The organism is Phaeobacter sp. SYSU ZJ3003, assembly GCF_041300735.1.
In the GTDB taxonomy this organism is placed as follows: domain Bacteria; phylum Pseudomonadota; class Alphaproteobacteria; order Rhodobacterales; family Rhodobacteraceae; genus Phycobacter; species Phycobacter gallaeciensis_A.
Window position 1 is genome coordinate 1 of sequence record NZ_PXNU01000001.1, and the last position, 18,231, is coordinate 18,231.

General features: G+C 61.0%; 12 protein-coding genes. 7 read left to right on the forward strand and 5 right to left on the reverse strand.

From position 1 onward, the window contains the following. Window positions 1–259, forward strand: a 259-nt coding sequence (locus tag C6W91_RS00005) for an IS3 family transposase (RefSeq protein ID WP_370570360.1), incomplete at its 5' end; no start/stop codon positions are given. Between the two features lie 74 nt (window positions 260–333). Further along, window positions 334–1,245 (forward strand): hypothetical protein, encoded by a 912-nt coding sequence (locus C6W91_RS00010; protein WP_274868754.1) that lies wholly within the window; start codon window positions 334–336, stop codon window positions 1,243–1,245. Window positions 1,246–2,280: 1,035 nt separating this feature from the next. On the opposite strand, the gene C6W91_RS00015 is transcribed toward C6W91_RS00010, so the two are convergent. The 3 genes from C6W91_RS00015 to C6W91_RS00025 all read right to left on the reverse strand — a co-directional run bounded on the left by C6W91_RS00015 (window position 2,281) and on the right by C6W91_RS00025 (window position 6,457). Next, window positions 2,281–4,698, reverse strand: coding sequence for an AAA family ATPase (locus tag C6W91_RS00015; RefSeq protein ID WP_370570361.1), 2,418 nt, complete (start codon window positions 4,696–4,698; stop codon window positions 2,281–2,283). A 90-nt stretch (window positions 4,699–4,788) separates the two neighbouring features. Next, a complete protein-coding gene (locus C6W91_RS00020; RefSeq protein ID WP_370570362.1) occupies window positions 4,789–5,361 on the reverse strand; it encodes a hypothetical protein in 573 nt (190 codons plus the stop codon). A 67-nt stretch (window positions 5,362–5,428) separates the two neighbouring features. Continuing rightward, window positions 5,429–6,457: a hypothetical protein gene (locus tag C6W91_RS00025; protein WP_370570363.1), complete on the reverse strand. Its 1,029-nt coding sequence runs from the start codon at window positions 6,455–6,457 to the stop codon at window positions 5,429–5,431. A gap of 248 nt (window positions 6,458–6,705) precedes the next feature. On the opposite strand from C6W91_RS00025, the gene C6W91_RS00030 reads away from it, so the two are divergent. Beyond that, complete coding sequence (locus C6W91_RS00030; protein ID WP_370570364.1) at window positions 6,706–7,290, forward strand: DNA-binding protein; 585 nt, start codon at window positions 6,706–6,708, stop codon at window positions 7,288–7,290. A 22-nt stretch (window positions 7,291–7,312) separates the two neighbouring features. Here the strand turns inward: C6W91_RS00030 and mcrC are convergent, their stop codons facing one another. Beyond that, window positions 7,313–8,374, reverse strand: a complete 1,062-nt coding sequence (gene mcrC / locus C6W91_RS00035; protein ID WP_370570365.1) for a 5-methylcytosine-specific restriction endonuclease system specificity protein McrC — start codon at window positions 8,372–8,374, stop codon at window positions 7,313–7,315. Next, window positions 8,374–10,182, reverse strand: coding sequence for an AAA family ATPase (locus C6W91_RS00040; protein ID WP_370570366.1), 1,809 nt, complete (start codon window positions 10,180–10,182; stop codon window positions 8,374–8,376). The genes mcrC and C6W91_RS00040 overlap by 1 nt, the downstream gene beginning before the upstream one ends. 445 nt (window positions 10,183–10,627) lie before the next feature. Between C6W91_RS00040 and C6W91_RS00045 the strand changes: the two genes are divergently transcribed. Genes C6W91_RS00045 through C6W91_RS00060 form a run of 4 tightly spaced genes read left to right on the forward strand, consistent with a single transcriptional unit; the run spans window position 10,628 to window position 18,094 of the window. Next, the gene (locus tag C6W91_RS00045) at window positions 10,628–13,063 is read left to right on the forward strand and encodes an N-6 DNA methylase (protein WP_370570367.1); all 2,436 of its coding nucleotides are present in this window, start codon (window positions 10,628–10,630) and stop codon (window positions 13,061–13,063) included. Beyond that, window positions 13,060–14,247, forward strand: a complete 1,188-nt coding sequence (locus C6W91_RS00050; protein ID WP_370570368.1) for a restriction endonuclease subunit S — start codon at window positions 13,060–13,062, stop codon at window positions 14,245–14,247. The genes C6W91_RS00045 and C6W91_RS00050 overlap by 4 nt, the downstream gene beginning before the upstream one ends. 33 nt (window positions 14,248–14,280) lie before the next feature. Continuing rightward, window positions 14,281–17,352, forward strand: a complete 3,072-nt coding sequence (locus C6W91_RS00055; protein WP_370570369.1) for a type I restriction endonuclease subunit R — start codon at window positions 14,281–14,283, stop codon at window positions 17,350–17,352. Continuing rightward, window positions 17,342–18,094 (forward strand): M48 family metallopeptidase, encoded by a 753-nt coding sequence (locus tag C6W91_RS00060; RefSeq protein WP_370570370.1) that lies wholly within the window; start codon window positions 17,342–17,344, stop codon window positions 18,092–18,094. The genes C6W91_RS00055 and C6W91_RS00060 overlap by 11 nt, the downstream gene beginning before the upstream one ends. Window positions 18,095–18,231: the final 137 nt, after the last annotated feature.

The following is an 18,231-nucleotide window of genomic DNA, read 5'->3' on the forward strand; positions in this document are numbered from 1 at the left end:
ATCTACAGTCAGCTTTGTGTGCCAAAAACAGCGGAAATCACGGCTTGACCGATATAGGAGCTTCAACTCGATGGTCGAGACCTTCTTCAAAACCATCAAGTCGGAGCTGATCTGGCCGATCGCATGGCAAACCCGCCAGCAAGCCGAAAACGCAATCGCCAGATACATCGACGGGTTCTATAATCCCGTCAGGAGACATTCATCGCTCGGCTTTCTAAGCCCCATCGCATTCGAGAGAAAGGCCCGGAAAGTGAGCTAAACGCTCTCCACTAAATCAGGGCAAGTCCAATGCCCCGCCCGTTCTCTCAGGCTACTGCAGAGCAAGTAATAAGAGTGTCTGAAGCCGCAGTTGCACTAAAGGGTGCTGCTGATAGTGCGAGAATAGGCCTTTACACTGACCTTCCTACAGGGTTGACCGACAAGGCGCTTGCGCTGGCTGTTGATCTGGGACTTTTGGGTGAAGGTGCTGGTGTGTTCTCGCCTGTCAGCCCACTCTGCAAACTGCTGAGAACGCCACAAGAGAAGGAGCGTGCAGCGGTCCTGCGCGTCACGATAGAGTCTTTTGAACCCTTCCTTATCTTTCGCGAGGAGCTTGAGGCTACTGCTGATGCTTCAACAGCGGCGAACAGAACCAAAGCTCGCCTAGACCTCGATTGTCATCGCGAGGAAATTAAGGACACATTAGTAAGCCTCGCCACGTTCAGCGGAGCGCTGACCGTTAGCCACGGAAACAACTATGAGCGGGACAACAAGAGCATGAGTAATCTACTAGCGGAACTGGCCGCTGGTAGCGGTGAGGAAGCGGCTGCAGTTTATCGAGTCCGAGAGGAAATTGGAGCTAACGCTGCCGCAGTCTGTGACCATGACGAAGTCATTGCTCCTTTGGCCGCTGGTGCTCGCCATGCTTCTGGCGGTGGTACAGGTCGGGAAGCCGTTGTCAACGCGGGCAACGCAATCGAGTCTTTTTTGAACTGGTATGGGAATGAACGCGGTCATTCAGTTGGAGGGTCACACGGCCTAAACGCTAAAGTTGAATCCCTACGTGGCGCAGGACATCTACCTCCCAAACTCGTAAATGCAAGCAAGTATCTGGGGCACATCCGAAATGCGGCGGATCATGGTGTAGATGCAGATATTGGTACCTCTTGGAACATATCTGATGCCACCGGGAGAAATTACGTTTTTGTTGCTGCGCAATTCATTCGTTCAGTGGTCGACTTCCACGAAGGGCGCTTTGAAATGTAAGAGTCTCTAGTTTGCTACCACCATATTGGGCTGCAAACGCGTCGTATCGAAACCGCTGTATTGGCGCATAGCGCCAATATACGAGGAGGGCGGTATCTCCGAAAGAGCTACAGTTGGGGGCCAGATGCATCGCTTACCTTCTAAGTTACATTCTGGTCTCCAATTGAGTGCTAGAGTCCAGAATGGCGACGTACCACGTCCGCGTTCTGCGGTCCGAACCCTGTGTCCGTGGATGTGGCCTTTGAGGCCATCAATTAGTCCATTTAATGCGACAGCTTTTTGTGTTCCTTGCCGTCCTCCGAGATGTGAAAGAGAGTGCAGTGGGGCACTGCCCTTGCGCCATGCTTTTTGAGCTCAAACCCAAAGACAGACGTTTTGATTTCCAATAAAGAGGAAAGAATTATCTGTGCATTTGGAAGTCCGGCCGCCAGAGGTAATCAGTTGGCAACTCAGGTTGGTTGGCCACCCTTAAGGTAGGTGCAGTGCCTCCCCCAAGGCGCAGGCTTTCATCAAAAGGATGGAGCTATGGCGTCAAACTTTCCGACACCAAAAAAGCCCTCAGGTCTGCGCGACCTGAGGGCTTTTTATGGCTCCGGCGGTAGGGAACGGAGCCATATTTTAACAACAAATAAGTGACTGATATTAAACCAGAAAAAATTTTAGGTCGGTCCGTGGTGTCACAGTCAGGTGTCACAGTGTGCCACCCGACCTTGGAATTCAAGCTGGTGCAGGCAAACCGCGAGCAGGTTATGTCGATCTCAACACAACGCCCCGAGAATACGGGACGGGCGCCGCGCGCCATAGGCGCGTTTCTCTGAACAAGAACCAGGCATGAAGGTATCGGTGGAGAATAGATCGAGCGCGGCGCCGCTCTGCGATCGAGACTGGGATCACGTGATCAAGCCTTCCCATTCTTAGGAAGTCCCTAATCGAACGCACCACCCTCGAGACGGGCGTCCTGACCACGGTTAGCGTCTGCGCTGGCTTCGCCGACCGCCTGCGCAGGGTCGAACAGGCGGCCGGGTACTGGGCGGATCAGGCGGCGTGATCGAGGGGCCGGTAGGCCGCTGACCAGTCCGCATGCGGATTGTCCGCTCGTTCGTCGCCGAGCCCGGACCGGTCCATCTCACCCGGGATCGCCATCGCGGCCTCTTCGTGCCTCTGGAGCGCAGCCTCCGGCTTCACCTGGGAGATCAGCTCATCCAGCGCGGAACCGGTGAGCATGCCCCTGTTGTGGAGCGCGGTGGCGATGGCTTCGAGGGCCGACCTTTGCTCCCGCAAGATGCGGAGCGCACGGTCTTCCGCACGGCGGAGGTGGTCCTCGACGCGCGCCGCGAGCGGCGGGTCGAGGCGCAAGCGCGCGACGATGGCCTCGGGGTCACCGGACCACGTAAGCCGGTCCCCGAGCCCCCAGGCGGTCTCCATAGCGACAGCTACGGTGGTTGCGCGGGCGAGGTCGGAATCCGAGGCACCCCCGGCGCCGGCCGATGCCACACCGAAGACGATGCGCTCCGCCGCGCGTCCGGCCATGTCGAGGGCCAGCGCGGCCTCGAGCTCGGAGCGGCGCTGGTGGATCACATGCCGATCCGCATGGGTGACGCCGCCGTCGCCCTGGAGGGCGAGCACGCGGAGCGTGGCGACCCCGGTGGCAGCACCGACCAGGGCATGCCCCGCCTCGTGCACCGCGACCTGCCAGCGGACGGCGTCCGGCATGGCGGGCCGGATTTCCGCGAGGGTCGCGGAGAGATCCTCCACGCTAAGTGGGCGACCCGCCCGCCGGGCCTTTGCCCGGGCAGCGCGAACCAGGCCCGCCACGTCGGCGCCGCTCATGCCGACGGCCTGCACGGCGATGGCGGTCAAGTCGGCGTCGCGCAGGTCGGGCCAGGCCTGCCAGCGCAGCGCTCGCGGCATCAGCTCGACCGTTGGGTGGCGCAGATGGAGGATGCGGTCAAAACGCCCAGGCCTACGCAAGGCGGGGTCCACCCTGTCGACGTGATTGGTCGCGGCCATGGCCACGACCCCCTCCTGAGCCGTAAAGCCGTCGAGGCATTCCAGCAAACTTCCGACGACATATTCCGTCCAGGAGGCATTGTGGTCCCGACGGTTCCTGTCCCCGAAGACGTCGATCTCATCGACGAAAATGATGCAGGGCCCTTCGCTGGCGGCCTTGGCAAAATCCGCCTTCATCGCCCGAAGCAGATCGGAGGACCGCTCGCCACGCGCTTGCCACGTGGCGAGCGAGGCCGCGATCATGCCGATGCCCGCCTCGCGCGCGACCTGCCTGGCCGTTTCGGTCTTGCCGGTGCCCGGAGGGCCGGCGAGCAAGAGGCCGCGGCTGACGTCGCGCCAGGGGATCTCGCCCGCCTGCCAGGCGCGAAGATCCTCGACGAGTTGCTCCAACGGACCACGGACCTCGTCCGGCAGCGGAAATTCGGCCAGTCCCGGCCCGGTCTCGGTCTCTTCGGGGGTCAGCGCGGCGGCCAGCGTGGCGACGGCGCGGCCGGGGTCGGGCCAGCGCAGGGCGAGGAGCAGGTCGCCGGGGGTGAGCCGCGCGACCGGTGCGTCGGCGGGCAGTGCGCTGAGCGCGGTGCCGTGGGCCTCTGCCTCCGGATAGGCATCGCCGAGGATCTGCGCCAACATCGCGCGGTCGAGGGGCGCGAGCGCGATGATCTCCGGATTGAGGGGCTTGAGCGCCTTCGGCGCGGTTCCGGCCGCCGGGGCGATGAGGGCGGCCGGGCGGCGCGTGTCGAGCGCCAGCCGCAGGGAACCCGAAAGTGCAGCGACAGCCGGTTCGGACGCGCCGGACTTGGCGGATGCGGCCTTCTCTGCGCTCAGGACAACGGGGATCGCCGCGCCGCGCGGCCAGAGCGTGTGGGGCTGGGCCAGATGCTCGATCAGCCGGATGACGTGTTCGTCGAGCGCTGGGTCAGCGGTGGTGAACAGGGTCACGGCACCCGACGCACCGAGGGCCCGGACCATGGCCTCGGCAGAGCCGAAGGTCTTGGCGACGCGGACGACGGCCAGCGCAGCCTCCGGGCGAAGGCGGTAGCGCCGGTGCTGCGCCGTGGCGTCCTCCGGGACCGGAGGCAGCGCGTCGGCGAAACTGGTCATGGCCCCATCGGCCTCGGCCTCGATCTGGTCGAGAATGCCGTCGAGATCCCAGGTGTCGCTGTGGGAACTCGAACGGGCGGTGTCGGCCAGCGTCGTATCACGACGGGTGCCAGTGTCGACTGTCGCCTTATCGCCATTGCCGGCGTCGGCGGCCGTCACAACGGAGGCTTCAGCGTCGTCATCCTCGGTGGGGCCGGAAGCGGTGTAGGCGGTGACGGCCCAACTGGCGGTGCCGGAGAGCAGGCTGTCCCGGATCTGGGCGGCAAGGCGGGTCCAGTCCGGGGTATCGGTGACCGGGGTGGCAGCGGGATGGATCGAAGGGGCGGTCGAGGGCTGCGTCATGGGAGAACTCCAGAGAAAAAGGGGGACCGTCGGCCCGCTGCCGAGGAGCGGGCCGAGGATGTATCTGAGGGGAAAAGAGTGACCCGGTGGTCAGGCGGCGAGGTCGAGCCAGCCCGACTGGTCGACGCGACCGGGGATCGCGTTGGCGTAGCCAAGGCGCATCAGGGCCTCGTCCAGAGACTCGCGCGGATGGCGGCGAAGCTCAGGGATCTCGCTCGCGTAGATCGTATGGCGCGTCTGCCAGTCGGCGGTGAAGCGGACGGCCATTTCCGGCAGCGCGACCATCGCCAGAATGTCGAAATCCTCCGCTGAATAGGGACCACGCCCAGTCGCGCCCCTCTCCGATCTCTGCCGTAAATTAAAGACGTAGTCGCCGGCAGGCGTCCGGGTGTGACGCGTCTTGACCTGGATGCGCAGGGGCGTGTCACCGGGAAGAAACAGGACCCTGTCGTGACGCTCGTACTCGAGCGCGGGATAGTCCCTTTCCCCGAGGCGCATCAGGATCGAGGCAACGACAAGCTCTGCCGAATGGCCGAGAATCTTCGCATAGCGGCAAAGGTCCTGGGTGGACATGTCTGGATAGGCCGCCAGCGCGTCACGGGCGTCGCGGGGCTCGGCGGGGCGGGTCGGCAGGGTGATGCCGGGAAGAAGAAGCTGTGTCATGCATGCCTCCTTCGTTCGAGAAGAGGGAATGGGGGCCGCGGGCCCCCCTTGCGAGGTCTGGGACGGCTCAGGCCGCGAGCCCGGGCGCGTCGTCCGTGCCGTCATCCTCCGGCCCGGTTCCCCTCCCTCCGAAGTCCGCCATCGACATGAGCCGCGCGACGCCGCGGAAATAATGACGCTGCAACGCGCGCACCCGGCGCACCGCAGGGGCATCCCCCCGAACGAGCAGCAGGTCGGCGCTTCCGGCCATTACCGCATGCATATGCTGGCGATCGTCGTCATCCTCCACCGAGAGGAGCGCATGAAGCCCCTTCGCCAACAGGCGCAGCGGGCGGTCGAGATCGCGCCGCTCCGGCAGCGCGGTGACCTCTGCGAGCCGAATGAGGAGATCTTCGTGGGCTGCCTCTGCCGCAGCCAGGTCCGAAGCGACCTCCGGGGCGAACACGTCGGACACGGCCCCGCGCTGGATGCGCCGCTCGGCAGCCACACAGGCGTCGAGATCGCGCAGAAGGGCGGTGAAGGCGACGCTCACCTCGGTATGGGCGACCGGGATAGGATGATCGCCCCTCTCCACCGCCGCACGGGCCTCCATCACCTTCTGGGACCCCGCCGTCGGCGGGGTGTGCTCCGGTTCGTCGGGCCCGTCGATATAGCCGCCGAGTGCGTCCAGCGCGGCATCGAGGGCCGAATTATAGAAGGCGTGGCCCGCCACCGTGGCCGGCAGCTGCCAGACCCAGCGCGCCACGGTCAGCGCAGACCGGATGCGCCCTACCTCGGCCGGATCAGCGGACTGGATGACCGTCGCGATCAGCATCGCGACCCGCTGGAGACCGGCGGTCTGCAGCGTGACGAGGGGATGGGCGATAAGCGCCTCGCAGTGCCCGAGGACACGAGCCCGGGCCTCATCGACGGCGGCCTGATAGGCAGCGAGGGCCGGGTCGAAGCCGCCATCGTCGCCAAGGTCGCGCTCGGCGGCGGTCAGATCGACCAGCGCACGGGTCATCGCGCGAGTGATGACGAGCGGGGTGATGGACGAGTGGGCGGGAAGCGCGGAATTGAAACCGCTCGCGCAGCGGGTTACATAGTTCTTAGCCATCGTAGGGTCTCCTTAGGACTCTTCGGCGGTCAGGGCGGGGGCAGAGGGTAGGATCTCTGTTCTCGCCCGCTTATCGGGCGCCCGGTGACCTGAATGTAATTTAGTGATACAATCCCCCTTGTTCAAGCCTTCAATTACAATTAATTACACCAATCACGAAGTCACATACCAAGAATCTGGCGCCCGCGCTTCTCCTGTGGGCGTCCTGCGTATCATAATGTACGATATTACAACGAGGGAGCAGCGCCATGCCACGTCAGTCGTCCATAACGCCCGAAGCAGTCGCCGAGGCTGCCGAAAAACTCATCTCGCGAGGCCGCCCAGTGACGAATCAAGCCGTCCACAGCCTTTTGGGTGGCGGTTCTATGACCACAATTACTCCCTTGGTGCGGGCCTGGAAAGAAGATCAGAAGGAACGTCAGGCTCTCGCAGAGCGCTATGTGCCCGAACCCATCGAGCAGCTCGCTCAAGAACTGGCTGGGCGGATATGGCGCGATGCGCAAGAAGAGGCTGGCGTAGCAACGGAAGCTCTGCGCAGAGAGCTAAAGAAGCTACGAGAGAGTTATTCCGAAAAAGAAGCTGAACTTAAAGCGAATCTCGAACTCGCAAGGCAGCAGCATGAGGACGCAGAAACCGCACTGAATGATGTGCAGAATGAGCTCGATATGCTCCGGGCCGCCTATGAAGCTCTAACCTTAGAACATGCGCGCGCCACGGAAAAAATATCCGGATTAGAGCAAAGAGTTTCTGACCTCCGGGGTGTCCTCGAGAAGGCCGAAGCGCGCGCAGAGCGTGCTGAAGAAAGGTTGGCTTCCGTGGCCAAGGGAAACTGAGCGATCTACGGCTAATACGCCCTCATTCCGAGACTAGCCCCCGTAAGCTCATCTCGAACTCTCCAGGATCGCAGGCCAAATCAACCGTCTTGAAGCGCATTCGGTGTCCCTGGATTGTCGCCTCTTCATCGACTGCCCCCCCTGTCTGCGGATGCAGTAGCATCCCGACAGCGGTTAAGCTGGCGCTATCGTCTAGCCGTTCCTGGCTGCGCAGATAGGTGTAGAGCTGATACAGGTAGCCACTTTTCAGAATCCGGTCTCGATAGCTGGACGCTGTAAAGATGGCCGTGAATTTCGTATCAATCACAATACGGTGTCCCGTTGTGGCATGGTTCAACTCAATATCGGTCTGCATCCCGGGCAGGATTTCGGCGATTCCAGGGGATGCGGCCGTAACCGGCCATGACAGTCGTTTACCTTGAGTCACGCTCCAGCCCTGAGGCTGCAGTTCAAGGCGCAGGGCGTTCCCCACGGCCCGCTCGAAAAGGCGGCGGATCAGGTGGTCGGTGCTGTCAGGCAGGGCGCCTGATACCTCTCCGGGCTCCTCCATCGGGATAATGGTGTCAAACACCATCCGGGCCAGTGCCACCATGAAACGGTCGGTGGCCTCATTTCGACCAATCTGGTCACTGGCAAGTTCTGCCCAGGACGGGCGGGGGCCGACAACGCCCATGCGGGTAAAATCCCCGGCCAGTTGGCGGCAGCGATGCGCCACCAGATCATCCGCAACGCGTGTTGCGAGCTGTGCGAGGGCTGCCCTGACCAGCCGATTGCGGGGCGTGTCCATCGTGTGTTCTTCGAAGCGGCAGGCGATGCGACCACGGTCCATCAAACGGCGTGTCGTGGTTTCCAGCATATCGATGCGACCGCGCACCCGCGACAGGGTAGCCACCCGGGGGCGGTATCCACGCGAGAGGTTCCTGCGCAGTCGTTCCTCGACCACATGGGTCAAAAGCCGTGCCACCAGATCAGGAAGATCCCGGGCGGTTTCGACCTGATTATCAAACCGGCCTTTGAATTGCACCAGATCGGCTGCGTACAGAAAAAGCAGCCAGATATTGCGCAAGGGGATCGCTGTGGCCATTACAGCCCGGCACGCAAGGTGTGCACCGTATCACGGGCTCGATCCGGGGCATCAAACCAGTACTCCTGCAACAGTGGCTCGATCTCGGTATCGATGACCTCGACGAACCATGCCCGCGGGTCTGGAATGTCATCATCGCCGGGGGTGACATAGGAATGGCCCACCCGAAACTGCGGCCCTAGGGCCCGATCCTGTGCTATTGTGTCATTCAGCGCGGTCATGCGCTCACGCATCAGGGAGATCACGTCATCCGGGAAATCCCTATCACGACACCAGTCTTCCCAAGCCATGTTCAACATGGGGTCCAGCGTCACAAAGGCGAACCTGCGACGCAAGGCCAGATCGACCAGAGCAAGGGAGCGGTCCGCGATATTCATCGTGCCGATAATATGCAGGTTGTCGGGGATATGTACCTTTTCACCCGGGACTTTACGATAGGCCAGCTCCATCGCATCCGCTCGGCTGCGTTTGGTGTTTTCCAAAAGCGTCAGCATCTCGCCGAATACTTGAGCGGGGTTGCCACGGTTGATTTCCTCGATGATCAGTACATGAGGGACATCGGGGTGGGCACGTGCGGCTTCGACCACTTGCAGGAAAATCCCGTCGGTTAGGGTCAACCCATTGCTGGAGGGGCGATACCCCCGCACAAAATCCTCATACGATAGCGAGGGGTGAAACTGGACAGAGCGCAGCTGATCGGGCAAAGGAGACCTGCGGCCGATTAAAGCCTTGGCTAGTCGCTTGGCGAGCCAGGTTTTCCCCGTCCCGGGTGGCCCCTGCAGGATCAGGTTTTTCTTGGATGACAGGCGATCCACAAGCCCCGACAAGGTATCGCGCTCCATAAAGCCGCCCTCATTGATAATGTCATCCACCGTGTAGGGCACGATTTCTGGCCCGGGGGCGTTGTCATCTTCCGCAGCGTCCTCTGCCTCGCTTGCGCTCAGGGGATCGATCTCTGGGGCGAAACGTTCTGCCCAGTAGGAATGGCTGAGGAAATAGCCGTAGTCCTGATCTTCTCCGTCAAAGGTGAATGCCACAAGCCGCCTTGCCATGTCATCATCCTCCACACGGGCACGGGCAACGGTTGTACGATAAGTGTAAAAATACCAGTCCTTAAGCGGGTTAAGCTCTTGCCAGTCCACCTCGACTGTCTTGCCATCGCCACGGTTCGCAGTGATGGTCCCGATGGCCTTGATCCGCATGACACTCGCGGCACGGCCGTGGTTCTCAAAAGGAACATCGTTCTTGCGAGTGAACGAGGCTTTGATGGCAATCCGGTCCCCGGGCTTCATCTGCCGGACAAGCTTGGAGAATTTGTCGTCATAGCCGTTCTGCCAGACGCCTTCGTTCAAGAACCGGTCGGTCTGGTCCTCGCCTCCCCATGATGCCCCGACATACCAGTGGCTCACCCCCTCGGGTGCAAGATCATCCTTGGGCGCTTCTTGTTCATCCTCATCCCCAGAGAAATTGACCCGGGCCGTCCTGAAAATCTCGGCTGCCCATTCAGGGGAAAGTTCCGCCTTCCATCCCTGATCTGACAACCCCCAGACACCGCGGCTGGGCGCGGTTATGATGCCGGCTGAGTATAGATAAGACCGAGCAAAATGTACCCTGTTCTCGAACTTCGAGCCGCCATTCTTGTTGCTCAGCGCAAGAAAATCTTCTGGGATGTCATTCCGCTTGATCAACTCATCAAAGACCTGACGCGGGCGGGCTTGGCCGCCCAAATCCCGCATGATCTCGATCACGGGCGCAAAATAGCTGACAAACTGCGGGACGCCTTCAATTTTCTGATCATGTAAACCCATTCCGCCCACCCATATTTTTGACACCGGCTAAAATGTCAGCATTACCCCAGACTGCCAAGGGCTTGGCCGTCGATGAGGCTGCTACAGGCAAGGCAGCATAATGATAATCGTGACCCCGGTCACTGCAACTCACGTACTGGCGCAGATCACGCTTTCCTCCTACAAGCTTGCGTTCGCACGGCTCGTCGGAATGGGGATTTCTGCTTCTGAACACTCAGACGAACAGGTCCTTATACCACCATTTTTCAACATCATTTCAAACCTCTTTCCGTACCTCGGATCAGATGTGCCCCCGGGACAACAACTCCGGGGATGACTGGGGACAGCTCTGCTGGCCTGATGTTGTTCCGACGCGCGGGCTGGGCGTGCTTTCCACGCTGTCATTCGGGAGCAGTTCCGGCTATTCCTATGTGAAAGCATAAAAAACGGATCAACGGGGGGCAGCATGGCCATCAAGAAAAGCGACATTTACCGCTCCTTGTGGGAGAGCTGCGACCAGCTTCGGGGCGGCATGGATGCCTCGCTCTACAAGGATTACATCCTCACGCTGCTGTTCGTGAAATACGTCTCGGACCGGGCCGGTCAGCCGGATGCGCTGATCGAGGTGCCATCGGGTTCCTCCTTCAACGACATGAAAGCCCTGCGCGGGTCAAAGAACATCGGCGAGGAGATGGACACCATCATCGCGAGGATCGCCGAGGAAAACGACCTGTCGGGCGTGATCGACCGGGCCTTTTTCAACGACCCCGAGAAATTCGGGCGCGGTCAGAAGATGGTCAACACGCTGACCGCGCTGATCAACATCTTCAGCCGTGAGGAGCTGAATTTCTCAAAGAACCGCGCCGACGGCGACGACATCCTTGGCGATGCTTACGAATACCTGATGCGGAACTTCGCGACCGAGGCGGGTAAGTCGAAGGGCCAGTTCTATACCCCGGCCGAGGTCTCGCGTGTCGTGGCGGCCGTGGCAGGCGTGGACCGGGCCACCAGTCCACGTCAGACAGTCTATGACCCGACCTGCGGCTCGGGCTCGCTGCTCCTCAAGGCCGCCGAAACCGCCCGCGTGCCCATCACCATCTTCGGGCAAGAGATGGACATCGCCACCCGGGGTCTCGCCCGCATGAACATGATCATGCACAACCGCGAGACCGCCGAAATCGCCCAGGGCGACGTGATCGCCGAGCCGCATTTCCTGACCGATGCACACACCCTCCAGACCTTCGATTTTGTGGTCGCCAACCCGCCCTTCTCGGCCAAGGCCTGGGCCTCGGGCCTAACCGAGGAAACAAAATATGACCGCTTCGTGGATGGCGACCCACCCGCGAAAAACGGGGATTTCGCGTTCCTTCTGCACATCCTCGCCTCGATGAAGGCCACCGGGTCCGGCGCGGTGATCCTGCCGCACGGCGTCCTGTTCCGGGGGAATGCCGAGTCCCGCTTGCGCGAAAATATCCTGAAACGTGGGCTTATCAAGGGGATCATCGGCCTGCCGGCTAACCTGTTCTACGGCACTGGTATTCCTGCCTCGATCATCGTTCTCGACAAATCCGAAGCACAGGCGGACCGGCCCGTATTCATGATCGATGCCTCCAAGGGGTTCATCAAGGACGGGAACAAGAACCGCCTGCGCGCGCGTGACATCCACAAGATCATCGACGCCTTCACCCGCGCACAGGAAATCCCCGGCTATTCCCGGCTGGTCCCTTATACCGAGATCACCCGCAACGATTTCAACTTGAACATCCCCCGCTACATTGACGGCTCCGACCCTGAGGATCTGCAGGACATCACCGCCCACCTGCATGGCGGCGTGCCAGAGCGGGACATTGATGCGCTGGATGATTTCTGGGCCGTCATGCCGACTCTACGCGCCACGCTCTTCGGGCCGAACCCGCGGCCCGGGTATGCCGATCCGCTGGTTGCCCCCGATCAGGTGCGCAGCACCATCCGGAACCACCCGGATTTCGCCGCCTTTCGCGCGCAGATCACGAAAATCCTGAATGGCTGGATCGCCGCGAATACGCCAGCGCTGTCGGGTATCCAGCCGGGTGATCACCCCCGCGACCTGATCCACACGATCGCCGAGGATATGTTGACCCGGTTCGAACCGGCCCCGCTGGTGGATAAATACGAGGCCTATCAGCGCCTCATGTCCTACTGGTCGGATACCATGCAGGACGATGTGTTCATCATCTCGGGCGGCGGCTGGCTGGCCGCGCGGGATCTTCGCGAGGCCCGCAAGGAGGTCAAGGACGGTAAGACAAAGTGGGTGGAAGATGGCGACCTGACCTTGAACAAGATCCGGCTCGTAGCCGATGTGATCCCCCCTGCGCTTATCGTCGACCGCTTCTTTCCAGACCTCAAGGAGGCGCTGGACACCGCCACCGCCAAGGCCGAGGAACTGGGCCGGGAGATCGAGGAACTGGCCGAGGAACATGGGGCCGAGGGCGGGCTGCTGGCCGACGCGCTGACGGATACCGGCAAGCTGACCGCTGCATCAGTGAAGGCGCGCGGGAAATCCGGTGAGGCGGATGCCGAGGAACGGCCCCTGTTGAAACAGGCGGCCAAGCTGCTCGCGGCCGAGGCCGCGGCGAAGAAAGCCGCGAAAGAGGCCGAGGCGGAATTGACCGAGGCGGTACTCAAGACATACCCGGAACTAACCGGGGACGACATCCGCGACCTTGTGGTCCACGATAAGTGGCTGGCCGATATCACGGCGGCCATCGGGGCCGAGGTCGAGGCCCGGACGGAAACCCTGACCGCCCGCGTGCGGGTGCTGACCGAACGCTACGGCCAGACCTTGCCGCAGATCATGGAGGATCTGGCCGAGTTGGAGGCGCGGGTGGCCGGGCATGTCGCAGCGATGGGGGTGGCCGTATGAATGACGTAATACCCGATGACTGGGAACTCGTTAATCTCGGAACTCTCGGGAGTTTCGCCAAAGGCGCGGGCATTCGCAAAGATGAAGCCCTGAGTGGTGAAATTCCAGCGGTTCGATACGGCGAATTATATACTGACCACCCCGAAATTTTGCGGGCGCACCGATCTTTCATTTCTCTAGAAATTAGTAAATCCGCTCGCCAGATTAAATGTGGAGATATCCTTTTTGCCGGGTCAGGGGAAACGAAAGAGGAAATAGGTAAATGCACCGGTTTCTTGGGGGACTATGAGGCATTTGCCGGAGGCGATATTATCGTTTTCCGCCCTAATGGACCGGACCCACGTTTTCTCGCCTACATGCTCAACTCTGCCTCTATTGCAAAACAAAAGGCTCAGCGGGCACAAGGCGATGCAGTCGTACATATTTACCCTGACGCTCTCAGCAGGTTATCCCTTCCTCTTCCGCCCTTCCACGAACAACAGGCCATTGCCGCCGCGTTGTCGGATGCGGATGGGGTTGTCGCGGGGTTGGAGCGGGTGATCGCGAAGAAGCGCCTGATCAAACAGGGGGCGATGCAAGACCTCCTCACCGCCCGCCGCCGCCTCCCGGGGTTCACGGGCGAGTGGGAGGTTAAGTTCTTCGGCCAGATTGCAAAGATCAGGAACGCCAAAGTTCAGACTTTCGGCAATCCCGTCGCCCAGAACTGCATCGAATTGGAGCAGGTAGAACATGAGACCGGGCGCATCCTATTTTGGGCGGACGCGACCACCCGGACGACAGTCAAATACGCATTCGAGATGGGCGATGTTCTCTTCGGGCGTCTGCGGCCCTATTTGCGCAAGTTCCATCGCGCAAACAAAGAAGGCGTATGTTCAACGGAAATCTGGCCGTTGATGAGCCAGGGGATTGATAGCGGTTTCCTCTATCAGGTTGTTCAATCTGATGGCTTCATAGCTGCCGCTTGTGAGGCATACGGCACCCACATGCCACGCGCGGACTGGGGTAAAATCGCAACCTATCAGATTCAGGTTCCGGTTGACTTAAAGGAACAGGAAGCCATCGGCGATGTTCTGGCTGACATGGAAACCGAAATCCAGAGCCTCGAGTCTCGCCTGACAAAGGCGCGGGCAGTCAAAGAGGGGATGATGCAAAACCTTTTGACAGGGCGGGTCCGGCTCGTCTGATTAGTATGACATTACTTTAAGGGATATTCACACATGACCATCGGCCAGCCGGAGCGCGCGACGCAAAACCGCATGATCGCCCAGATGTGCGGCGACACCTCGGGTGCCCCGGGCGGCCTCGGTTGGCGGTATCTGGGCGACTGGCACCAGCGTCCCGGCAACGCAAATATCGAACCGGACCTGCTCCGCCCCTGGCTAACCGCGCGCGGGTATGACCCGGAGGTCATCACGAAGGCGATCGCCGAGTTGCAGCGCGCGGCCCGGATGGACGGTCTGAAGCTCTTCGAAGCGAACCGGGTCACATTCGACATGCTGCGCTACGGCGTTCAGGTCACCCCTGGCCCCGGCGAGGCCCCGGTCACCGTGCGCTTTATCGACTGGGATAATCCGGCTTCCAACGATCTGGGCGTGGCCGTAGAGGTGGCGATCACCGCGAAGAACCCGAAGGCCTACAACAAACGTCCCGATCTTGTCCTGTATGTAAACGGCATCGCCCTGGGCGTGGTGGAGTTGAAGAAATCCACTGTCGAGGTCGGCGAGGGTATCCGCCAGACGCTGGACAACCAACGGGCCGAATTCATCCGGCATTTCTTCACAACCGTCCAGATCACCTTTGCAGGCAACGACATGCAGGGCCTGCGCTACGCCGCGATCCAGACCCCGCAGCCCTACTGGCTGGCGTGGAAGGAAGACAGCGAGATCATCATGCCGCTGGAACGGGACGTGTCGCAGATGCTGACCCCGGACCGGTTCCTGGAGCTGATCAACGATTTCATCCTGTTTGACGCCGGGATCAAGAAGGTCACGCGCCCGAACCAGTATTTCGCCGTGAAGGCCGCACAGGAGGCCGTTCGGGCCCGCAAGTCGGGGATCATCTGGCAGACCCAGGGGTCCGGGAAAAGCCTGATCATGGTGATGCTGGCCCGCTGGATCCGCGAGACTCTGCCCGATGCCCGTATTCTGGTGGTGACGGACCGGAAGGAGTTGGACGAGCAGATCGAAACCGTCTTCGGCAACACCGGCGACAAGGTCCGCCGCGCGAAATCCGGTGCCGACCTGCTAGCGGCACTGGCCGACCCGAAAGAGCGGGTGGTCTCCTCCCTCGTACATAAGTTCGGGCGGCGCGAAGAGGATGAACTGGGGGAGATGATCGCCAACATACAGCGCGGTCAGATCGGCGCGCCGGTCGGCTCGTTCTTCGTGTTTATCGACGAGGCGCACCGGACCCAGTCGGGCAAGCTGGCCCGGGCCATGCGGATGATCCTTCCGGATGCGGTGTTCTACGGTTTTACTGGAACGCCCCTGCTCAAGTCGGACAAGCAGACGTCTCTTGAGGTATTCGGCCCCTATATCGGTACGCCTTATCGTTTCAACGAGGCGGTCGAGGACGGGGTGGTTCTGGACCTGCGTTATGAGGCGCGCGATATCGACCAGCGCGTAGCGTCGCCCGCGAAGATTGACGAGTGGTTCGAGGCTAAGACAAAGGGGCTGACCCCTGTCGCCAAGGCGACCCTGAAACAGCGCTGGGGTACGCTGCAGCGGGTCCTGTCCTCGAAGGACCGGCTGGAACAGATCGCCAGCGACATCATCATGGACATGGAGCTTAAGCCGCGCCTGAAGTCTGGCCGCGGCAACGCCATGCTGGTCGCGGGCTCGATCCCGGAGGCCTGTCGGTTGTTCGAGATATTCCGGAACTCCGGCTCGGACCTCGCTGGGAAATGCGCGATCGTCACTTCCTATACCCGGAACGCTTCGGAACTGACCGGCGAAGAGGCCGGGATGGGCGAGACGGAAAAACAATACGTATATCGTGTCTATGACCGGCTGATGACGGACCTTGCGACAGACGAGGAGGCCTACGAGACCGAGGCCCTGCGGAAGTTCCGTAAGGAACCGGCCCGGATGAAGCTGCTGATCGTGGTCAGCCGCCTTCTTACCGGCTTTGATGCCCCCACGGCGACATACATCTATATCGACAAACAGATGCGCGATCATGGGCTGTTCCAGGCGATCTGCCGGGTGAACCGGCTGGATGGGGACGACAAAGATTTCGGGTATGTGATCGACTACAAGGACCTGTTCAAGAACATCGAGACAGCGGTCGATGATTACACCTCAGGCGCGTTCGACGCGTTCGATGCCGGCGATGTGGACGGGTTGATTTCTTCGCGGGCCGAGAAGGCTGGCGTCGATCTGACCACAGCGCGCGACGCATGGTTCGGCCTGCTGGACCCGGTTGAACAGCCGAAAGGGGATGCCGAGGTCCTCGCATATTTTTCAAGCCCGGGCGGCTGGGAGGTTGATCCTGAGGCGGATGAGAAAGCCCGCCGCCGCCAGGCGCTCTATAAGCTGGCTGGAGCCTATGCCCGGGCCTTTGCTTCGGTTGCGGAAGACCCGGCGGCATCCGGGGTGAACGACCTTCAGATCGCCCAGTACCGGGGGGAAGTTGATCGCGCGCTTGCGCTCCGGGACGCTGTGCGCCTTCACAGTGAAGACGGGGTCGACATGAAACAATTCGAGCCCGCCATGCGGCATCTGATCGACACCTATATAAAGGCGGACGGGTCCGACGTGATCTCGCATCTCGACGATATCAGCCTGATCGACCTGGTCGCCAGCAAGGGGGCGTCCGTAGAGGAAGAGCTACCCCCCTCCTTGAAGGCGAAGCGGGAGAACGTCGCCGAGGCGATCGAGAACAACGTCCGCAAGCTCATCATCGATGAAACGCCGGTGAACCCGAAATTCTATGAACGCATGTCAGAACTGTTGACGGACCTCGTCAAAAAACGGAAGGACGACGCGCTCGCCTACGCGGAATATCTGGAAAGGATCGCGGACCTGGTCCGGTCGGTCAAAGCTGGTCACGGCAGTGATTATCCGCCGTGCATGGACACGGCGGGGCGCAAAGCCTTGTACGACAACCTCGGACAGGACGAAGCGCGGACACAATCGGTCGACCAGGCGATCCGTGAAACAGCCCAGACCGGGTGGCGTGGAAACAAGATGAAAGAGCGGATGCTCCGGCGCAAGCTGTCGGAGGTTCTTGAAGACGAAGAAGCCGTCGAACAGATTATCGAGATTATCCGGTCCCATCATGAATACTGAGCAGATCGAGGTCGCGGGTCTGTCGGTTGAACTGGTCCGGAAGCCGATCAAGAACCTGCATATCGGCGTCTATCCTCCCGCCGGACGGGTCCGGGTCGCGGCCCCTCCGGCGATCAGCGAAGACGCGATCCGGGTGGCGATTGTCACTCGGCTGGGCTGGATAAAGAACAAGCAGCGTCAGTTCGCAGACCAGGCTCGGGAACCGGAGCGGCTCTACGTATCGGGCGAGACACATTACTATTTCGGGCGTCCGTTGCGACTGGGTGTCAGGCAGGCTCAGGTCCGTGCCGGGCAGATCAGTGTCGACAGCGCCGACCGGATCACCATGGTGGTCCCCCATGACGCCAGCCGGTCAGATAAAGCTCGGTGGATGTCCGCATGGTATCGTAGAGAACTCCGGGACAAAGCCGCTCCCAGGGTTTCAAAATGGGCCGACCGTCTTAGCGTGGCGGAACCCGCGTGGGGCATCCGCGCGATGCACACGAAATGGGGATCGTGCAATTCGGATACTCGGCGCCTCTGGATCAACCTTGATCTGGTCAAAAAGCCGCTGGTCTGCCTCGATTACGTGATCCTCCATGAAATGGCGCATTTCGTGTCGCGAAGGCATGACGACGTTTTCGTGGCCGTGCTCGACCGACATATGCCGGGCTGGCGGCAAATCCGCGCTGACTTGAACAAGCTTCCCCTGAGCGCGCCGGTTGGTTCGCAACTGACGCGTGATCGTGGTTCAGAAATTTAAGGGTGACCCGATGCGACCGGTGCGCCTTACAGACTGGAGGCCCCCGACCTTGTGGACGCATCCATCGCGCATAAAATGTGGTGAATACAGCGAACGGCCCCACGCTCAGGCATGCCCGATCTGATAGGGTCCCCGGC